This is a genomic window from Pleomorphomonas oryzae DSM 16300 (genome assembly GCF_000422965.1).
GTDB lineage: Bacteria > Pseudomonadota > Alphaproteobacteria > Rhizobiales > Pleomorphomonadaceae > Pleomorphomonas > Pleomorphomonas oryzae.
Genome location: NZ_AUHB01000023.1, coordinates 13,683 through 27,379, shown reverse-complemented (window position 1 = coordinate 27,379; position 13,697 = coordinate 13,683). Strand labels below are relative to the sequence as shown.

The following is a 13,697-nucleotide window of genomic DNA, read 5'->3' as shown; positions in this document are numbered from 1 at the left end:
TGCTTGACGTCGGCCGCAAGGTCCGGCTGGCGCGCCAGCTTGAAACGGGTATCCCATTGTCGTCGTCGGGCGGCCAGGCGGTGCGCCCGTTCGCCATCGTAGGGGCCGGACCACTGTTTGGTCGGCTTGGCGTTGCGCCTGAGCTCGCGGCTGATCGTCGATGCTGATCGTTCAAGCCGCGCCGCTATGCTTCGCACCGATAGCCCTTCCCGGTGGAGAAGCTCTACCGTCACCCGCTCTCGCAACGAGAGCTGAGAGTAATGTTGTCCCATCGCAGCAACACCTTAGCAGGTGTTGCACTTCACTCGTGAGTCCAAGGAGGACCTCAGGAAGGTAGGGCGAGGGGCTGAATCAGGCTCTCACGGCGCCGCCGTAGCCCGTTCAGATGACGCCTGGGTCGGTGATCGTCAGGGTTCCTCGCTCGCAATCGATGCTGGCTTGGGCGCCGTAGGGCAGGGTCAGCATCGGCTGGGTGTGGCCGAAATCCAATCCGGTGAGGACGGGCAAGCTCGTCAGGCCCGCTTCGGCGAGGCTATCCACGAAGGCGGCTTCGAGCCTCGATTGATAGTCGGGATCGCCCTTGGGGTCGGCGCGGGCGATCAGGACGCCGCTCAATACGTTCAGAATGCCCTGGGCCGAGAGGTTGCGCAGCCAGTAGCGGATGAATTGCGGCGGCGGCGCATCCTCGGATGTCTCGTAGAAGAGGATGGCGCCTCGCCAGTTGTCGAGCGGCGGCCACCAATGAGTCGCCTTCACCATTTCAATGACCTCGGCACAGCCGCCGAGAAGATGACCGGACGCGATGCCCGCGCCCTGCAGGACGCGTGGCCGGTCGGACGGTTGCAGTGCCCGCTTGCGGTCTTGCTGATCGGTCCGGCTCCAGTCGATGTGCTCCGCCGTCCAACCCTCGTCGTTGAAGGGCACGAGGCCAATCGGCTCGGCAGTGAACAGCGCCCGCTTCAGGGCGTCGAAGGTGTAGCGGTGCATGCCGCCGTTTTCGGCGAAGCCGGCCATGACGCTCGGGCCGTAGAAGGACGAGAGGCCGGCGGCGAGGCAGGCGAAGTGCAGGGCGGTGGTGTCGGAAAAGCCGAGAAAGACCTTGGGATTGTCGCGGATCACCCGGAGGTCGAGATGCGGCAGCAGGCGGATGCTATCATCGCCGCCGATACTGGTGATGATGCCGGCAATCTGCGGATCGGCAAAGGCCTGCATCAGGTCGGCGGCGCGCGCTTCCGGACGCCGGGCAATGTAGTCCGCCGGCGCCAGCGCGTGCGGCATCTCCACCACCCGCAGGCTGAGCAGCTGTTCGATCTGCCGCTTGCCGGCCGCGTAGCGGTGGGGCACGGCGCCTGGCCCACCCCAGGAGGGAGAGACCACCGCCACGTTGTCGCCTGCCTGCAAGCGGCGCGGTTTGATCAGTGAAACCATTTCGTTCCCTGGTGGTTCAGTGGAGCTTCTGAATTCAATGTTTGATCTGGCACTCCATGTCGCAGGTTAGGCGACCGCGTCGGAAATTGCCAAGGCGTGAAGCGCAGGGAACGTGATAGACTATGGGCTCAATCATGGAGGAAAGACATGATGTGGCAATATGGAGGGGGATGGGGAATGCCCATGTTCGGCGGGCCATTGCTGCTCGTCATTATCGTCGGCGTCCTGATTTATTACTTCGCCCGTCGTCCCGGCGGCGCGGATGCACCGACGCCACGCGAGATTCTCGACCGCCGTTACGCGGCGGGTGAGATCACCAAGGACCAGTACGACCAGATGAGACGCGATCTGGCAGCGTAGACTTGGGCAAAGGTTTCCGCCGCTGCCGGCGTAGCGGCTTCGATCGTATGAGAAAGCCGAATGAATGCCCCTTCGGTTTGTCATGAGCCGGAGGGTGAGCGTCTGTTTTGGGTGGCGGGGACGTGACAATTGAGTTCTACAATGCGAAGGCCGCCGAATACGCGGCCAATGGGAACAAGCCGAACCCGAGGCTGTTCAACTTTCTGAAGCGCTGCAAACCGGGCGGCAGGATTCTGGAGCTGGGCACGGGCGGAGGCGCTGACGCCAAGGCGATCATCGAGGCCGGGTTTATACTGGACGCCACGGATGGGGCCTCCGAGTTGGCCGCGATCGCTTCAGTTCGTATCGGCCAGCCCGTCAGGACCATGATGTTCAACGAGCTCTGCGCCAACCGGCAATACGATGGCGTCTATGCCTGCGCCGCGCTGACCCATGTTCCCCGATCCGAGTTGGGCCTCATCATTCGGAAGATCCACGCGGCGCTCGTGGAGGGCGGCATTGTCTGGGCGAGTTTCAAGACCGGCACAGCGGAGGGTGAAGATGGCCTCGGCCGCTACTACAACTATCTCTCTGCTGAAGGCCTTGTCGGCTGCTGGCGCGACAACGGGCCTTGGGCCGGTCTCGACATAGAGGGCTGGCGAGGTGGTGCCTACGATCGCCGACCTACGAATTGGGCAGCGATCAGCGCCGTTCGGCCGTGAATCCGTCCTTCTCACGGTAGCGCCACGTGCCCGACGGTGTAGAGCTGCGCGTCCTTTATCTGTGCCGGCAGCTTGACCCACAGGCTAAAGCGCACCTGCTTCCAACCGGTGGGATCAAAGCCAACAACAGTGGCAAGCGCGCCGGTTCGCGAGCGTGTTTCGACAATGGCGGCGTCGCGGGTTTCGGCGAGGTTGGAATAGGGGGCGATGGGTGTGATCTCGCGGCTGGCGTATCTCGTCTGCCTGAGATCGGCGCCGAGATCGGCGTGCCAGACGAGCCAGGTCTGCACGCTCGGCCAGCCCAAGTCGCGGGTTAGCGCGGCAAAGCCGGGACTTGAGAGAAAGCTGTCGATGCCCTCCGGTTCGTCCCAGAGATAGAAGGGCGCGTAGAGGTTTTCGGTGCTCCGGAAGCCATCGTCCTCTTTGCGGGCGGCGAGGTAGGCCTTGAAGCGAAGGCGGGGGAACCCGTCGAGCAGCGGGCCCTTGTCGCGGATGCGGCGGTCGATGATGGACATGTCGTAGTCGGCGGGCAGGGTGAAGCCGTATTGCATGGCGATCATGGCTGTATTCCTTGAACAGGCTCAAACCAGTGGGCGGCGGTGCCGTCTTTCACCGGCTGGATGCTGAGGTAGCTGAAGGCGCTGTCTCTGGTGGCACCGTGCCAGTGCTTTTCGTCCGGCGCGAACCAGATGCTGTCGCCCGGGCGCACCTCGACGATGTCGCCACCGTCGCGCTGGACAAGGCCGATGCCATCGAGGACGTGCAGCAGCTGGCCGCGCGGGTGGCTGTGCCAGTGGGTGACGACGCCGGCCGGCACGAAGGCGCGCATCGCCGTCATCTCGCCCTCGGTGCGGCTCGTCAGCAGCATCTGCACCTCGAAGGGGCCGGTTGAGACGCCGGCCGGTGCCTCGGCAATGCCGTCATCCGCCCGCCAGATGGTCATCTTGTCAGGGCAGGCCCCGCCCATGGCGAAGGGGTCGCTCATCGGGCGGTCTCCAATGGCTTGCTGGCGGGGTGGCCCGAGGCAAACGACCAGTCGTCGAAGGTGGAGTTGGCGATGACGATCATCACATCCTCCGGCCGCACGCCCGGCGCAGCCTGGAGGTTGTCGACGAGGCGACGGTAGAAGCGTGCCTCGGTGTCGGCCGAGCGCGTCCGGCCGGTGGTGATGTGGAACAGGATGAAGTCGTCCGAGCGCGGGCCGCCGCGATAGCTGCGGTCGAAGATCAGTTCGCCGTCGCGATGCTGGTGGATGGCGACGAAACGGTCGTTTTCCGGCACCTCGAAGGCATCGACGAGGGCGCGGTCGAGGCTGTCGGCGACCGCCTGGAGATAGGCGGTCGACTTGCCTTCCTTGAGCGATATGCGGGTGAAGGGCATGGTGGGCTCCCTTGAAGGATGTTGACGGCGGGAAAATAGAGCGGCATCATCATCCCTAAAATCAGATTATTCAGGACAGACGATCCTAGAATTCAGGACGGTGGAATGCGCCTCACCAACCTCGACATGGACGCCCTGCGTAGCTTCGTCTGGGGCATCGACGCCGGCTCCTTTGCGCGTGCTGCCGACCGGTTGGGTCGTTCCACCTCGGCGGTCAGCGCCCAGCTCAAGAAGCTGGAGGAGCAGGCTGGCATGCCGCTGGTGCGCAAATCCGGGCGCGGGCTGGCGCTGACCGACGGCGGCGAGCAGTTGCTCTCCTATGCCCGGCGCCTCTTGGCCCTCAACGACGAGGCGGTCAGCGCCCTGCGCGGCGCGGAGCTGGAGGGCTGGGCGCGGCTCGGCATTCAGGAAGATTTCGGCGAGACAGTGCTGCCGCGCGTGCTCGGTCGCTTCGCCCGCGCCCACCCCAAGGTGCGGGTGGAGGGGCGGATCGCCCGTAATGCCGAACTGATGGAAAAGATCGCCTCGGGACAACTCGATCTGGCGCTCGCCTGGGACGACGGCGGTGCCCTAGCCGACGAGCGGATCGCCGCCGCGCCGCTCTGCTGGCTGGGCTCAGCGGCCGAGGCGCCCGCCTGGCGACGGGAGAGTGGTGAGCCGCTACCATTGGTGGTGCTGGAGGCGCCGTGCCTGCTACGCACCATCGCCTGCGAGCATCTCGACCGGCAGGGCATCCCCTGGCGCGTCGCCTTCGTCACACCCAGCCTCGGTGGTCTCTGGGCGGCCACGGCGGCGGGGTTAGGCGTGGCCGTGCGGACGTCCTTAGGGCGGCCAGCGTCGGTAGGTCTGTTGGACGAGAGGCACTACGGCCTGCCGTCGCTGCCAAGCCTCGGCCTCAGGTTGATCCGCTCGGACAAGGGTGCGAACCCGATCGCCGACCATCTGGCAGCGATCATTCGCGACGCGTTCTGGGAGACGCTGCCAGCCGAGTGGATGACGCGGGAAGCGGCGTGAGCCTGGCTCTTTCGCGTCTTGGCGACCTATATCGGCGTCATGCAGAAATTGGCTTTTCGGGAATTCATCTTCGTCCCGCCGCATTGAGAGATTCCTGCACGATGCTGCGTTGATCAGAAAGGGGATGGGAGTGGCCGACCATAAAGGACTGCCGATCATGAGCTTTCCGGATCGCGCGAGTTGGGAGGCTTGGCTGGCTGACCACGGTGCCGATTCGCCGGGTGTTTGGTTGAAATTCGCGAAAAAAGCCTCGGCCGCAGCCACGATCGCGAAGCCGGAAGCTATCGAGGTGGCTCTTTGCTTCGGATGGATCGATGGCCAGCTCGACGGGTTCGATGACACGTTTTGGCTGGTCCGTTTCACCCCGCGCGGACCAAAGAGCAAGTGGTCTCAAATCAATCGCGATATGGCGGCCCGCCTCATCGAACAGGGGCGGATGACGCCAGCGGGGCACGCCGAGGTGGAGAAGGCGAAATGTGATGGTCGATGGGATGCCGCCTATGCGTCGCAAAGCAAAGCGGAAATCCCGGGTGACTTTCAGGCGGCCCTTGATCTCAACCCGGAAGCCAAAGCATTCTTCTCAACGCTGAAGGGCGCTAATCGATACGCCATTCTCTACCGTATCCACGACGCAAAAACAGAAAAGACGAGATCGGCGCGGATCGAGAAATTCATCTCCATGCTGGCGCTGGGCCAAACAATCCACTCGCAAAAAGACTGAAATTGCAAACCCTCATCAGGACGGGGTTACCCACCCATCCCGGAAATTCAAACTGAGACACTGCCGGCTCGCCCATCGAAACCCCGCTCGATATCCTGGTGTTAAGCCAAATGCGCCTTGTGCGAGCGATCACACTTCGGAAGCCCCAATCTGCGAAACCTTCCACGAGATCCTGTCGTCGGAGTGGACATGGTGTGAGCGGCGACCGTCGCCGCCAAGAGGACAGTCTGAAATGGAAGATTACGAGCTGTCGATCATCTCCACGCTAGATTTGGGTGACGGATCGTCGCTGGCGCTGACGGCCTGCCCAGGGCGGAAAAGCAGTTATTCGGCGTCGCTGGATAGTATCGTCGAATGGGCTCCGACGGCGGTCCTGTCGCTGATCGAGGAGCGGGAATTTCCCTTCGGCCCCGCGCAGTTCGGTGCGGATCTTTCAAGCAAGGGGATCGCTTGGCTTCGCTTTCCCATCAGAAATTACTGTACGCCTGAGGGCAACGAGGATTGGCCGGCGATCGCTGGGAAGGTTAGGGACATTCTCGACAACAAGGGCAGGGTGCTCATCCACTGTTGGGGTGGACTGGGGCGATCCGGCATGGTTGCCGCGCGACTGCTGACGGAGAGAGGGGAGGCGGCTGTGAGCGCCATCCACCGCGTCCGGCAGGCACGCCCCGGTGCCATCGAAACCAAAGCCCAGGAGCATTGGGTGAGGGACGCCGAATTGGGTTCCGTTTGAGGCGAGCTAGACGACTCGGGTGTCATGAAGCAGCTGCTTGACCTCGGCGCCGATCCAGTCAATGCTCATGCCATGAACCTCGCCCCCACCAGCCTCATTCGACGCCGACGCCGTGCACTTGTGCAGGGAGGCGCGTTGATTCCGCGACGGCGAGGCTTCGGAGGGGCATAGTCCCTCTCTCGTCACAGGATCCCGCGCAACCTGCCCACCGTCCGGTCGGCGGGTTTTTTGTTGTCCAGAGCTTGCAATCCAGGGAAAGAAACATGCCTCCTGCGCCTGACTTTCGGCCCATCGCCTTCCGGCCGGCCACGCCAAACGATTGCCCGCATCTCGTTCTTCTCGCCGACATGGCGACACGCCGGCTGACGTCGTTTCTGTGGGAGCAGGCCGCCTCGGCCGGCCAGTCGGCTTTCGAGGTCGGCCGGGATATCATCCGCAACGACGAAAGCCATTTCACGCACTTCAGGAATTGGCGGGTAGCCGAAGGACGCGATCAGGTGGTGGGAGCGGTGAGCGGATATGTGATCCCCGACCCGTCCGGCGTGCCTGGCATGGATGTCGTGAAGCCGCTCAATGAGCTGAAGGCCATGGCCGCCGGGACCTGGTATATGTCGGCCGCGGCCATCTATCCCGAATTTCAGGACCATGGATTTGGCAAATCCCTGCTGGCGGAAGCGGAGAACATGGCGCGGGCCGCCGGCCACGATCGGCTGACGCTGATGGTCGGCAGCTTCAACACGAGGGCTTATGGCCTCTACCGGAAAGCCGGGTTTGCCGAGTGGGACAGGCGACCCTTTTCGCCCTTTCCGGGGTCGGATGAAACAGGCGAATGGATTCTGATGGGCAAGGATTTGCCTCGGGAGTCCTGAGGTTCAGGGCACGACAGCGTTTCGGTTTTTCGGCCAAGGGAGTTTCACATGGCGCCTCGGGTTAAAATGCGGCTGTTGAATGGTGCCTATGGCGTCGCCCGGCTCAATGCCACCGATCCCCTTCCATCCTGGGCGGATGGCAGCGGGTTCGTCAGCATCAGCCGCACCGATGATGAGCTGTCCGTCGTCTGCCTGCAAGATCGCATTCCGCTGGAGGCGCAGGCGGATCGCGATTGGGCTTGCTTCAAATTGCAGGGTCCGTTCGCCTTTGACGAAACGGGCATCGTCCTGTCGGTGATCGCGCCGCTCTCCAGCAACGGGATCGGCATTTTCGTGGTCTCTACCTTCGATGGAGATCATCTGCTGGTGAAGGCAACCGATCTCGAGACGGTGTGCCGTCTGCTGACGCAGGCGGGGCATTCGCTCCTCTGACCCATCCCCCCAACCCTTTCAGCCGAGGTATTCCTTGACCCACGACATCGAATGGCCGGTTCAGCAGCAGCTTGAGGCTTACAACGCCCGCGACATCGAGGCGTTCATGGCTTGGTGGGCTGAGGATTGCCAGTATTATGCTTTTCCGTCGACGCTTCTGGCGTCGGGGGCGGCGGAGATCCGGGCGCGGCATGTCGAGCGTTTCATGGAGCCCGATCTTCATGGCAAGCTGCTGACGCGCATCGTGGTGGACAACTTGGTGGTCGACCATGAAACGGTGACGCGTAACTTTCCCGAGGGGAAGGGCGAGGTCGATGTGGTCTGCATCTACGAGGTCGAAGCTGGCAAGATTGCCAAGGCTTGGTTCAAGATGGGCGAGCGGCGGATGCTGCCTTAGCGCGCTATTCGATCTGAATGAATCAGATCGGCGCTCTAAATTGTTTAGAAAGCATCATCTTTTCGATCCTCGTTTCACTCCGGTCGGATGATGCCTTAGGGAGCCCTGACTTGGAGAGCGCCTCGCCCATCCGCACCCTGCGTCCGCCGGCCGAACTCGACTATTACGACACAAGGTCGGTGTTGCTGCCGGTGGCGGTCACGCCGCTGGAAGCATGGAACATCATGACGGCCAAGCCGGGAGTGTTGCTGCGGCTTGCTTTCCGAACGCGGGATGCGATTTCCGCGCTGTTCGGCGTCAAGCGCATCGACGGCTTCTCCGGCCGGCAACGCATCAGCGTTGGGGTCGGCGACCGGCTGGATTTCTTTCTGGTGGAGGAGTGCGCTCCCGACAGGCTGGTGCTGACGGCGCGCGACCGGCACCTCGACGTGATGATTTGCCTTTCGGTTGACGATCGGGTGCTGACGGTAACGGCCTCCGTCGTCACGCACAACCGCTTCGGCCGCGTCTACATGTTGCCCGTCGGGCCGGCGCACAAGCTGATCGTCAACAGCAACCTGAAGCGTGTGAAGCAAGTGCTGAAGAAGCGGGTGGCTTCGGCGTGAGGGTATGGGAGATCGATATCGGCGTCGCGTTCCATTCTGCCCAACGTCCTGGCCTTCGCCAGGATGACAGACTTATGGGAGCGGGCGTCTAGCTGGAGGGCGTGTGTAAGCAGGATCAAGCTGAAGGGGGAGGCGCTACCCGGTTGATCCTGAATATCAATCTGTCATTCTGGCGAAGGCCAGGACCTCAGGATGGTAGGGCGAGAGGCTGGTATAGAGCGCCGATCCTTGTGTTCGCCGGATCAAGCCGAACGCAATGCTTCGGCCGCCACCAGCTTGGCAATTCGCTCGGAGAGCGCCGGGTCGGATACGGCTCGGGCGAGGGTGACGCCGCCGGTGAGAAGGGCGAGCGTGAGAATGGCCCGATCTTCTCGCGGGGTTGCCGTCGAACCCGACGAAACTTCATCCGGCAGGCCGGCGGCGATTTCGGCGATGAGCTGTTGCAGTTTCTCGGTATAGGCGCGTCTGGTTTCGGGGTCGGTGCGCATGACGTCTGCCGAGAGGCTCGGCAGCGCGCAGCTTTCGCCGAGCTCGCAGGTGCGCTTGTGGCCGAGATAGTAGCCGACGAAGGTCGCCAGCCAGCCCTGCGGCTGTTCGGTCTTGAGCGCCTTGATTCCCTGCCGCAGCTCTTCGAGGCCGGCCACGACGGCGGTGCGGAAGGCTTCGCTCTTGGATTTGAAGTGGCCATAGAAGGCGCCATTGGTGACGCCGGCCGCCTTGGTCAGCGCGTCGATGCCGGCGCCGCCATAGCCCTCCTGGCGAAATACCCGCCCGGCGGCCGCGACAACCTTCGACCGCGTCTCAATCTTGTGCTCGGCGCTGTAGCGCATGACGGCCCCTTTAAGAGGGATCGCTCTTTATCGTTGCATAGAGAGCGATCAGTGTGTATCCATAGAGAGTGTTCGCTATATATCATCCCTGGACACGGGTTACACAAGGAGGGAACCATGCCCATCACGCTGACTATACCGGAGGGTCTGCTGTCGCCGGCCGCCGAGGCCGAGGCCTTCGCCGGGCTGACCGAAGTGGTGCTCGAGATCGCCGGCCTCAGCGGCAATGCCTTCATGACCGCTAATATCGTCGGCTCGATCAACGTGTTGCCCAGGGGGCATGTTCTTGCCGGCGGCAAGCCGGTCGAGGCGGCTTTCGTCGAGCTGAAGTTGCCGGAGATCGCGTTGGCGACGGCCGAGGCGAAGCGGGCGTTCATCGAGAGGGCCACCGATGTGGTCGAGCGGGCGGCGGGCGGCCGGCTCCGGCGCGACCATATCTGGTCGAACATCGTCTACGTGCCCGAGGGCGCCTGGGGCATCGCCGGGCGCAGCTATGACAATGGCGATCTCGTCGACGCCATCACCGCCTCAGCCGCCTGAAGTCATCCGACGATCACCAGGCATTGCCGGGCGAATTGGCCCGGCAATCGACCGGAGGTTCCGCCATGCAACTTGCCAACTATCTGTTCTTCACGACCGACTGCGAAGCAGCGCTCGCCTTCTATACGGCGTGCGGCCTCGGCCGGGTCACGACGCTGATGCGCCATGGCGATCACGGCATACCCGTGGCCAGCGAGGCGATGCGGGGCAAGGTGATGCACGCCCGCTTCGAGGGGCCGGGCGTATTGTTCTTCGCCTCGGACAATCACGATGCCGAGCCGATGCGCGGCTCGTCGCACATTCTCATCATGGAGAGCCGTGACAGCGCCGACCGATTGTTTGCCAAGCTTGAGGTCGGCGGCAAGGTGACGACGCCGCTCAAGATGCAGCCATGGGGAAGCTACTTCGGCAAACTCACCGATCGCTACGGCGTTCAATGGATGCTGGACTGCGAGGTCTAGATCCTTCAGTCCGTCTGCCGACGGTCCATCAGAACAGCGGTTGATCGCCCGGGTGTCTCTGTCCGCTGGCGTTGACGAGGCTCGCCAGGAGCGACAGCGCCTCTTTCAGCTTGTCGACGGACGGACTTCCCAGGCAGAGGCGGATGCCGCCGTCTGTCGCTGAGGGATCGACCAGCGGCAGGCGGGGCGGCGTGACGATGACGCCCAGGGCGGCGGCGCTGCTCGCCAGGCGTTCGGCCGCCTCGGTGGGCATGGGCAGCCAGACGTGGAAGCCGTTCACGGCACGGGCCGGCAAGTCCGGGGTCAGCAGGCTGTTCATCAGGGCGTGGCGTTTGGCCGTCTCCAGCCGGATCGAGGCGGCCACCGACTGGGCGGTTCCGTCGGTCAGCCATTGTTCCATGATCATCGCGGCGAGCGGCGAGGCCATGGTACAGGTGGCCTGCAGGCGCGACAGCGCCGGTTCCAGAAAGCGCTGGGGCAGGGCCAGCATGCCGACGCGGAGGCCGGGGCTGACGCTTTTCGAAAGGCCGCTGACGTAGAGCGTCCGCTCCGGCGCTAGGCTGGCGAGCGGCGACAGGCTCGGCGTGGCGAAGATGGAATAGACGTCGTCCTCGATAATGGTGACGTCATAGTGCCGGCAGAGGCGCGCGATGTCGCGGCGGCGGGCGATGCTCATGGTCGCTCCTGTCGGGTTGTGCAGGGTAGGTGTGACGTAGAGAGCGGCGACTGTGGTCGAGGCGAGGGCGCGCTCCAATGCGTCCGGCCGCAAGCCTTCGCCATCGAGAGCGAGGCCGACCAGCCGACAACCGCTTTGCCGGGCCAGCATGATGGCACCGGGGTAGGTGGTGGCTTCCGTCAGAATCGTGCTGCCGGGCGGACAGGCGGTGGCGAAGGCGACCGCCAGGGCATGCTGCGCGCCGTTGCAGAGCAGGACGCACTCCGGCGATATCTCCACCCGCTGGCCGGCCAGCCACTTGGCCGCCAGGGCGCGATGCTCCGGCCGCCCGGCGGCGGGCGTGAAGGCGCCGAATGTGCCGGCGTCGAGGCGTCTCGCCATTGCCGAGAGGGTGGCGGCCATCAGGCGATCGTCCAGCGTCTGCGGCGGCGTGTTGACGCTGAGGTCGATGACGGTGGCGGGCCGGGGCGTCAGACCGGCGACGAACATACCTCTGCCGCGCACGCTCTGCACCAGACCGCGCCGCTCCAGCGTGGCGTAGGCCTTGGTTACCGTGCCCAGCCCGATCCCCAGCTGGTAGGCCAGCTCGCGATGCGGCGGCAGGCGATCGCCACGGGTGAGAACGCCATCGGCGATATCCTCGGCCAGCGCCGTCACCAACCGCTCGGCGGGGCCGCCATCGGTGGCGGAAAGGCGCGGTTTCCAGGGGGAGGCGAGGTGCATGACAGACCCAGAAGTGTCACATGACGCTATTTCATTGGCAGGAATAGTGTCACATTTGTAGGCTGGCGGCAAATCCCTCGACGAGAGCTGCGCCCTTGACCCCCGATCTCCTCATCGCCTTCGCGGCTTACGCCTTCGTGACCTCCATCACCCCTGGGCCCAACAACACCATGCTGCTGGTATCCGGCGCCAATTTCGGCTTCCGGCCGACCTTTCCGCACATCCTCGGCGTCAATCTCGGCTTCTCGGCGATGGTGCTGGCGGTGGGCCTGGGCATCGGCGGCGTGTTCGTCGCCTTTCCGCTGCTGCACGACGTGCTGCGCTACGGCGGCGCGCTCTATCTTCTCTATCTTGCCTGGCAGATTGCCCGGTCGGGCGGCATGAGCGGCGAGGGCGGCCGGGGCAAACCGATGACCTTCCTGCAAGCGGCGGCCTTCCAGTGGATCAACCCCAAGGCCTGGATCATGGCCATCGGCGCCGTGGCGACTTACACGCCGCAGAATGGCTATTTCTTCAATATGTTGATCGTCACGCTGATCTTCACGCTGGTCAATGGGCCCTGCGTTGCTGCCTGGGCCGGCTTCGGCACCTTGCTGAAGGGCCTGCTCGATCACGCGACATTGCTGCGCGTCTTCAACGTGGTGATGGCATTGCTGCTGGTGGCCTCGCTCTATCCCATCCTGGTGATGAACGGCTGAGATCCTCGGGCGGCGCGCGGTCTGTGCGATCGGCGCGCGCTCGTGTAGGGTGCCGCCGACTTTCACTGACGAGTGTTCTCTATGCTTCCCTGGGTTCGGCTTGGCGCCGCAAAGACCGACGATGGCACCGAGCTGCGGCTGATGCAGCGCGGCAGCGAATTTTCCATCATGATCGGCACCAACACGCTGATGAATTCCCGCCTCTCCGGCTCGGAGGAGGCGCTGGCCACGCTCGCCTGTTCGGCGCTTGCCGGACGGCCGCAGGTGAAGATGCTGATCGGCGGCCTTGGCATGGGCTTCACGCTACGGGCGGCGCTGAAGGCGCTGGACGACAGCGCGCGCGTCACCGTCGCCGAACTGGTGCCGGCAGTGGTCGAGTGGGCGCACGGGCCGATGGCCGAGGTGTTCGCCGGCTGTCTTGAGGATCCCCGCGTCGCCGTGCGCGTGGAGGACGTCGCCGTGGTCATCCGCGCCGCCGCCAACAGCTGGGACGCCATCCTGCTCGACGTCGACAATGGCCCGGAGGCGATGGCGCAGCAAGGCAACGACGCGCTCTATTTCACCGCCGGCCTCGAGGCGGCCTTTCGGGCGCTGCGCCCCGGCGGTGTCTTCACGGTGTGGTCGTCGTTGCCTGATCCCGCCTTCACCCGTCGCCTGAAAAAGGTGGGCTTCACGGTGGCCGAAGTGCCGACGCGCGCCGGCAAGAAGCGCGGCGCTCGTCACATGATCTGGGTGGCGACCAAGTAAGCAGACACGGCCACGTTCACTCCTCCGGCGGCAGGCGGTTGGCCGCGTGGTCCTGCTCCAGGTCGGTCTTGATGGCGTTGCCGTCCTGGCCGCGCGCCTTGGAATGTTGCTGCTTGTCGCGGTTGGACAGGATGTCGTTCTCGCCGACGAGGCCCTTGTCGAGCTCGGTCATGGCGCCGGTGCCGTCGCCCTTGCCCTGCGATCCCTTGCCGAAATGTTTGTTGTCGCCGTGTCCGCTAGCCATCTTGCTCTCCCGGGTACTAGAGGGGAGAAGGCCCAACCCCGGTCGGCAGCATTTGTTCCGCGCATGATCAAGCTCCCAAGCACGACGGGCTGGAGATAGAGGCGATACTCGTCGATGAGGGGGCCGAGGCTGACGGCG

21 protein-coding genes are annotated in these 13,697 nt (G+C 64.1%); 13 read left to right on the top strand and 8 right to left on the bottom strand.

The window, feature by feature from the left end:
* Together G522_RS30715 and G522_RS0123575 are read right to left on the bottom strand one after the other, a co-directional pair.
* Window positions 1-272, bottom strand: a 272-nt coding sequence (locus tag G522_RS30715; RefSeq protein WP_156887020.1) for a helix-turn-helix domain-containing protein, incomplete at its 3' end; no start/stop codon positions are given.
* Window positions 273-381: 109 nt separating this feature from the next.
* Window positions 382-1,428: a S66 family peptidase gene (locus G522_RS0123575; protein ID WP_026793133.1), complete on the bottom strand. Its 1,047-nt coding sequence runs from the start codon at window positions 1,426-1,428 to the stop codon at window positions 382-384.
* Window positions 1,429-1,605: 177 nt separating this feature from the next.
* Here G522_RS0123575 and G522_RS0123570 point away from each other — a divergent pair, with 177 nt between their 5' ends.
* Complete coding sequence (locus tag G522_RS0123570) at window positions 1,606-1,788, top strand: SHOCT domain-containing protein (protein WP_051229173.1); 183 nt, start codon at window positions 1,606-1,608, stop codon at window positions 1,786-1,788.
* A 122-nt stretch (window positions 1,789-1,910) separates the two neighbouring features.
* The gene (locus G522_RS0123565) at window positions 1,911-2,489 is read left to right on the top strand and encodes a class I SAM-dependent methyltransferase (RefSeq protein WP_169453594.1); all 579 of its coding nucleotides are present in this window, start codon (window positions 1,911-1,913) and stop codon (window positions 2,487-2,489) included.
* A gap of 11 nt (window positions 2,490-2,500) precedes the next feature.
* Here G522_RS0123565 and G522_RS0123560 read toward each other — a convergent pair whose 3' ends face one another.
* The 3 genes from G522_RS0123560 to G522_RS0123550 are packed head-to-tail and all read right to left on the bottom strand — an operon-like array spanning window position 2,501 to window position 3,869.
* Entirely contained in the window at window positions 2,501-3,049 is a 549-nt protein-coding gene (locus G522_RS0123560; protein ID WP_026793130.1) for a DUF4865 family protein, read from the bottom strand.
* The gene (locus tag G522_RS0123555) at window positions 3,046-3,474 is read right to left on the bottom strand and encodes a cupin domain-containing protein (RefSeq protein ID WP_084633373.1); all 429 of its coding nucleotides are present in this window, start codon (window positions 3,472-3,474) and stop codon (window positions 3,046-3,048) included. The genes G522_RS0123560 and G522_RS0123555 overlap by 4 nt, the downstream gene beginning before the upstream one ends.
* Entirely contained in the window at window positions 3,471-3,869 is a 399-nt protein-coding gene (locus tag G522_RS0123550; RefSeq protein ID WP_026793128.1) for a tautomerase family protein, read from the bottom strand. Before G522_RS0123550 ends, G522_RS0123555 begins: the two co-directional genes overlap by 4 nt.
* Before the next feature lie 105 nt (window positions 3,870-3,974).
* Between G522_RS0123550 and G522_RS0123545 the strand changes: the two genes are divergently transcribed.
* From G522_RS0123545 to G522_RS0123515, 7 genes are all read left to right on the top strand, one after another.
* Complete coding sequence (locus G522_RS0123545) at window positions 3,975-4,883, top strand: LysR substrate-binding domain-containing protein (protein ID WP_026793127.1); 909 nt, start codon at window positions 3,975-3,977, stop codon at window positions 4,881-4,883.
* Between the two features lie 130 nt (window positions 4,884-5,013).
* Window positions 5,014-5,604, top strand: a complete 591-nt coding sequence (locus G522_RS0123540) for a YdeI/OmpD-associated family protein (protein WP_026793126.1) — start codon at window positions 5,014-5,016, stop codon at window positions 5,602-5,604.
* Between the two features lie 232 nt (window positions 5,605-5,836).
* Entirely contained in the window at window positions 5,837-6,337 is a 501-nt protein-coding gene (locus G522_RS0123535; RefSeq protein WP_026793125.1) for a phosphatase domain-containing protein, read from the top strand.
* Window positions 6,338-6,600: 263 nt separating this feature from the next.
* Entirely contained in the window at window positions 6,601-7,206 is a 606-nt protein-coding gene (locus tag G522_RS0123530) for a GNAT family N-acetyltransferase (protein ID WP_026793124.1), read from the top strand.
* 48 nt (window positions 7,207-7,254) lie between these two features.
* On the top strand, window positions 7,255-7,638 hold the full coding sequence (locus tag G522_RS0123525) for an ACT domain-containing protein (RefSeq protein WP_026793123.1): 384 nt from the start codon (window positions 7,255-7,257) through the stop codon (window positions 7,636-7,638).
* Between the two features lie 34 nt (window positions 7,639-7,672).
* Window positions 7,673-8,035 (top strand): nuclear transport factor 2 family protein, encoded by a 363-nt coding sequence (locus G522_RS0123520; protein ID WP_026793122.1) that lies wholly within the window; start codon window positions 7,673-7,675, stop codon window positions 8,033-8,035.
* Between the two features lie 110 nt (window positions 8,036-8,145).
* The gene (locus G522_RS0123515; RefSeq protein WP_026793121.1) at window positions 8,146-8,640 is read left to right on the top strand and encodes a DUF2867 domain-containing protein; all 495 of its coding nucleotides are present in this window, start codon (window positions 8,146-8,148) and stop codon (window positions 8,638-8,640) included.
* A gap of 242 nt (window positions 8,641-8,882) precedes the next feature.
* Here G522_RS0123515 and G522_RS0123510 read toward each other — a convergent pair whose 3' ends face one another.
* Window positions 8,883-9,470: a TetR/AcrR family transcriptional regulator gene (locus G522_RS0123510; RefSeq protein WP_026793120.1), complete on the bottom strand. Its 588-nt coding sequence runs from the start codon at window positions 9,468-9,470 to the stop codon at window positions 8,883-8,885.
* Window positions 9,471-9,587: 117 nt separating this feature from the next.
* On the opposite strand from G522_RS0123510, the gene G522_RS0123505 reads away from it, so the two are divergent.
* Both G522_RS0123505 and G522_RS0123500 read left to right on the top strand, forming a co-directional pair.
* Window positions 9,588-10,010: a tautomerase family protein gene (locus G522_RS0123505; protein WP_026793119.1), complete on the top strand. Its 423-nt coding sequence runs from the start codon at window positions 9,588-9,590 to the stop codon at window positions 10,008-10,010.
* Between the two features lie 65 nt (window positions 10,011-10,075).
* Window positions 10,076-10,471 (top strand): VOC family protein, encoded by a 396-nt coding sequence (locus G522_RS0123500; RefSeq protein ID WP_026793118.1) that lies wholly within the window; start codon window positions 10,076-10,078, stop codon window positions 10,469-10,471.
* Window positions 10,472-10,499: 28 nt separating this feature from the next.
* Here the strand turns inward: G522_RS0123500 and G522_RS0123495 are convergent, their stop codons facing one another.
* Window positions 10,500-11,870, bottom strand: a complete 1,371-nt coding sequence (locus tag G522_RS0123495; RefSeq protein WP_026793117.1) for an aminotransferase-like domain-containing protein — start codon at window positions 11,868-11,870, stop codon at window positions 10,500-10,502.
* Between the two features lie 95 nt (window positions 11,871-11,965).
* On the opposite strand from G522_RS0123495, the gene G522_RS0123490 reads away from it, so the two are divergent.
* Together G522_RS0123490 and G522_RS0123485 are read left to right on the top strand one after the other, a co-directional pair.
* Window positions 11,966-12,568 carry a LysE family translocator gene (locus G522_RS0123490; protein ID WP_026793116.1) on the top strand — a complete coding sequence of 201 codons (603 nt, stop codon included), beginning with the start codon at window positions 11,966-11,968 and terminating at the stop codon, window positions 12,566-12,568.
* 81 nt (window positions 12,569-12,649) lie between these two features.
* The gene (locus G522_RS0123485) at window positions 12,650-13,315 is read left to right on the top strand and encodes a spermidine synthase (RefSeq protein WP_026793115.1); all 666 of its coding nucleotides are present in this window, start codon (window positions 12,650-12,652) and stop codon (window positions 13,313-13,315) included.
* Window positions 13,316-13,331: 16 nt separating this feature from the next.
* Here G522_RS0123485 and G522_RS0123480 read toward each other — a convergent pair whose 3' ends face one another.
* Window positions 13,332-13,559: a hypothetical protein gene (locus G522_RS0123480; protein WP_026793114.1), complete on the bottom strand. Its 228-nt coding sequence runs from the start codon at window positions 13,557-13,559 to the stop codon at window positions 13,332-13,334.
* Window positions 13,560-13,697: the final 138 nt, after the last annotated feature.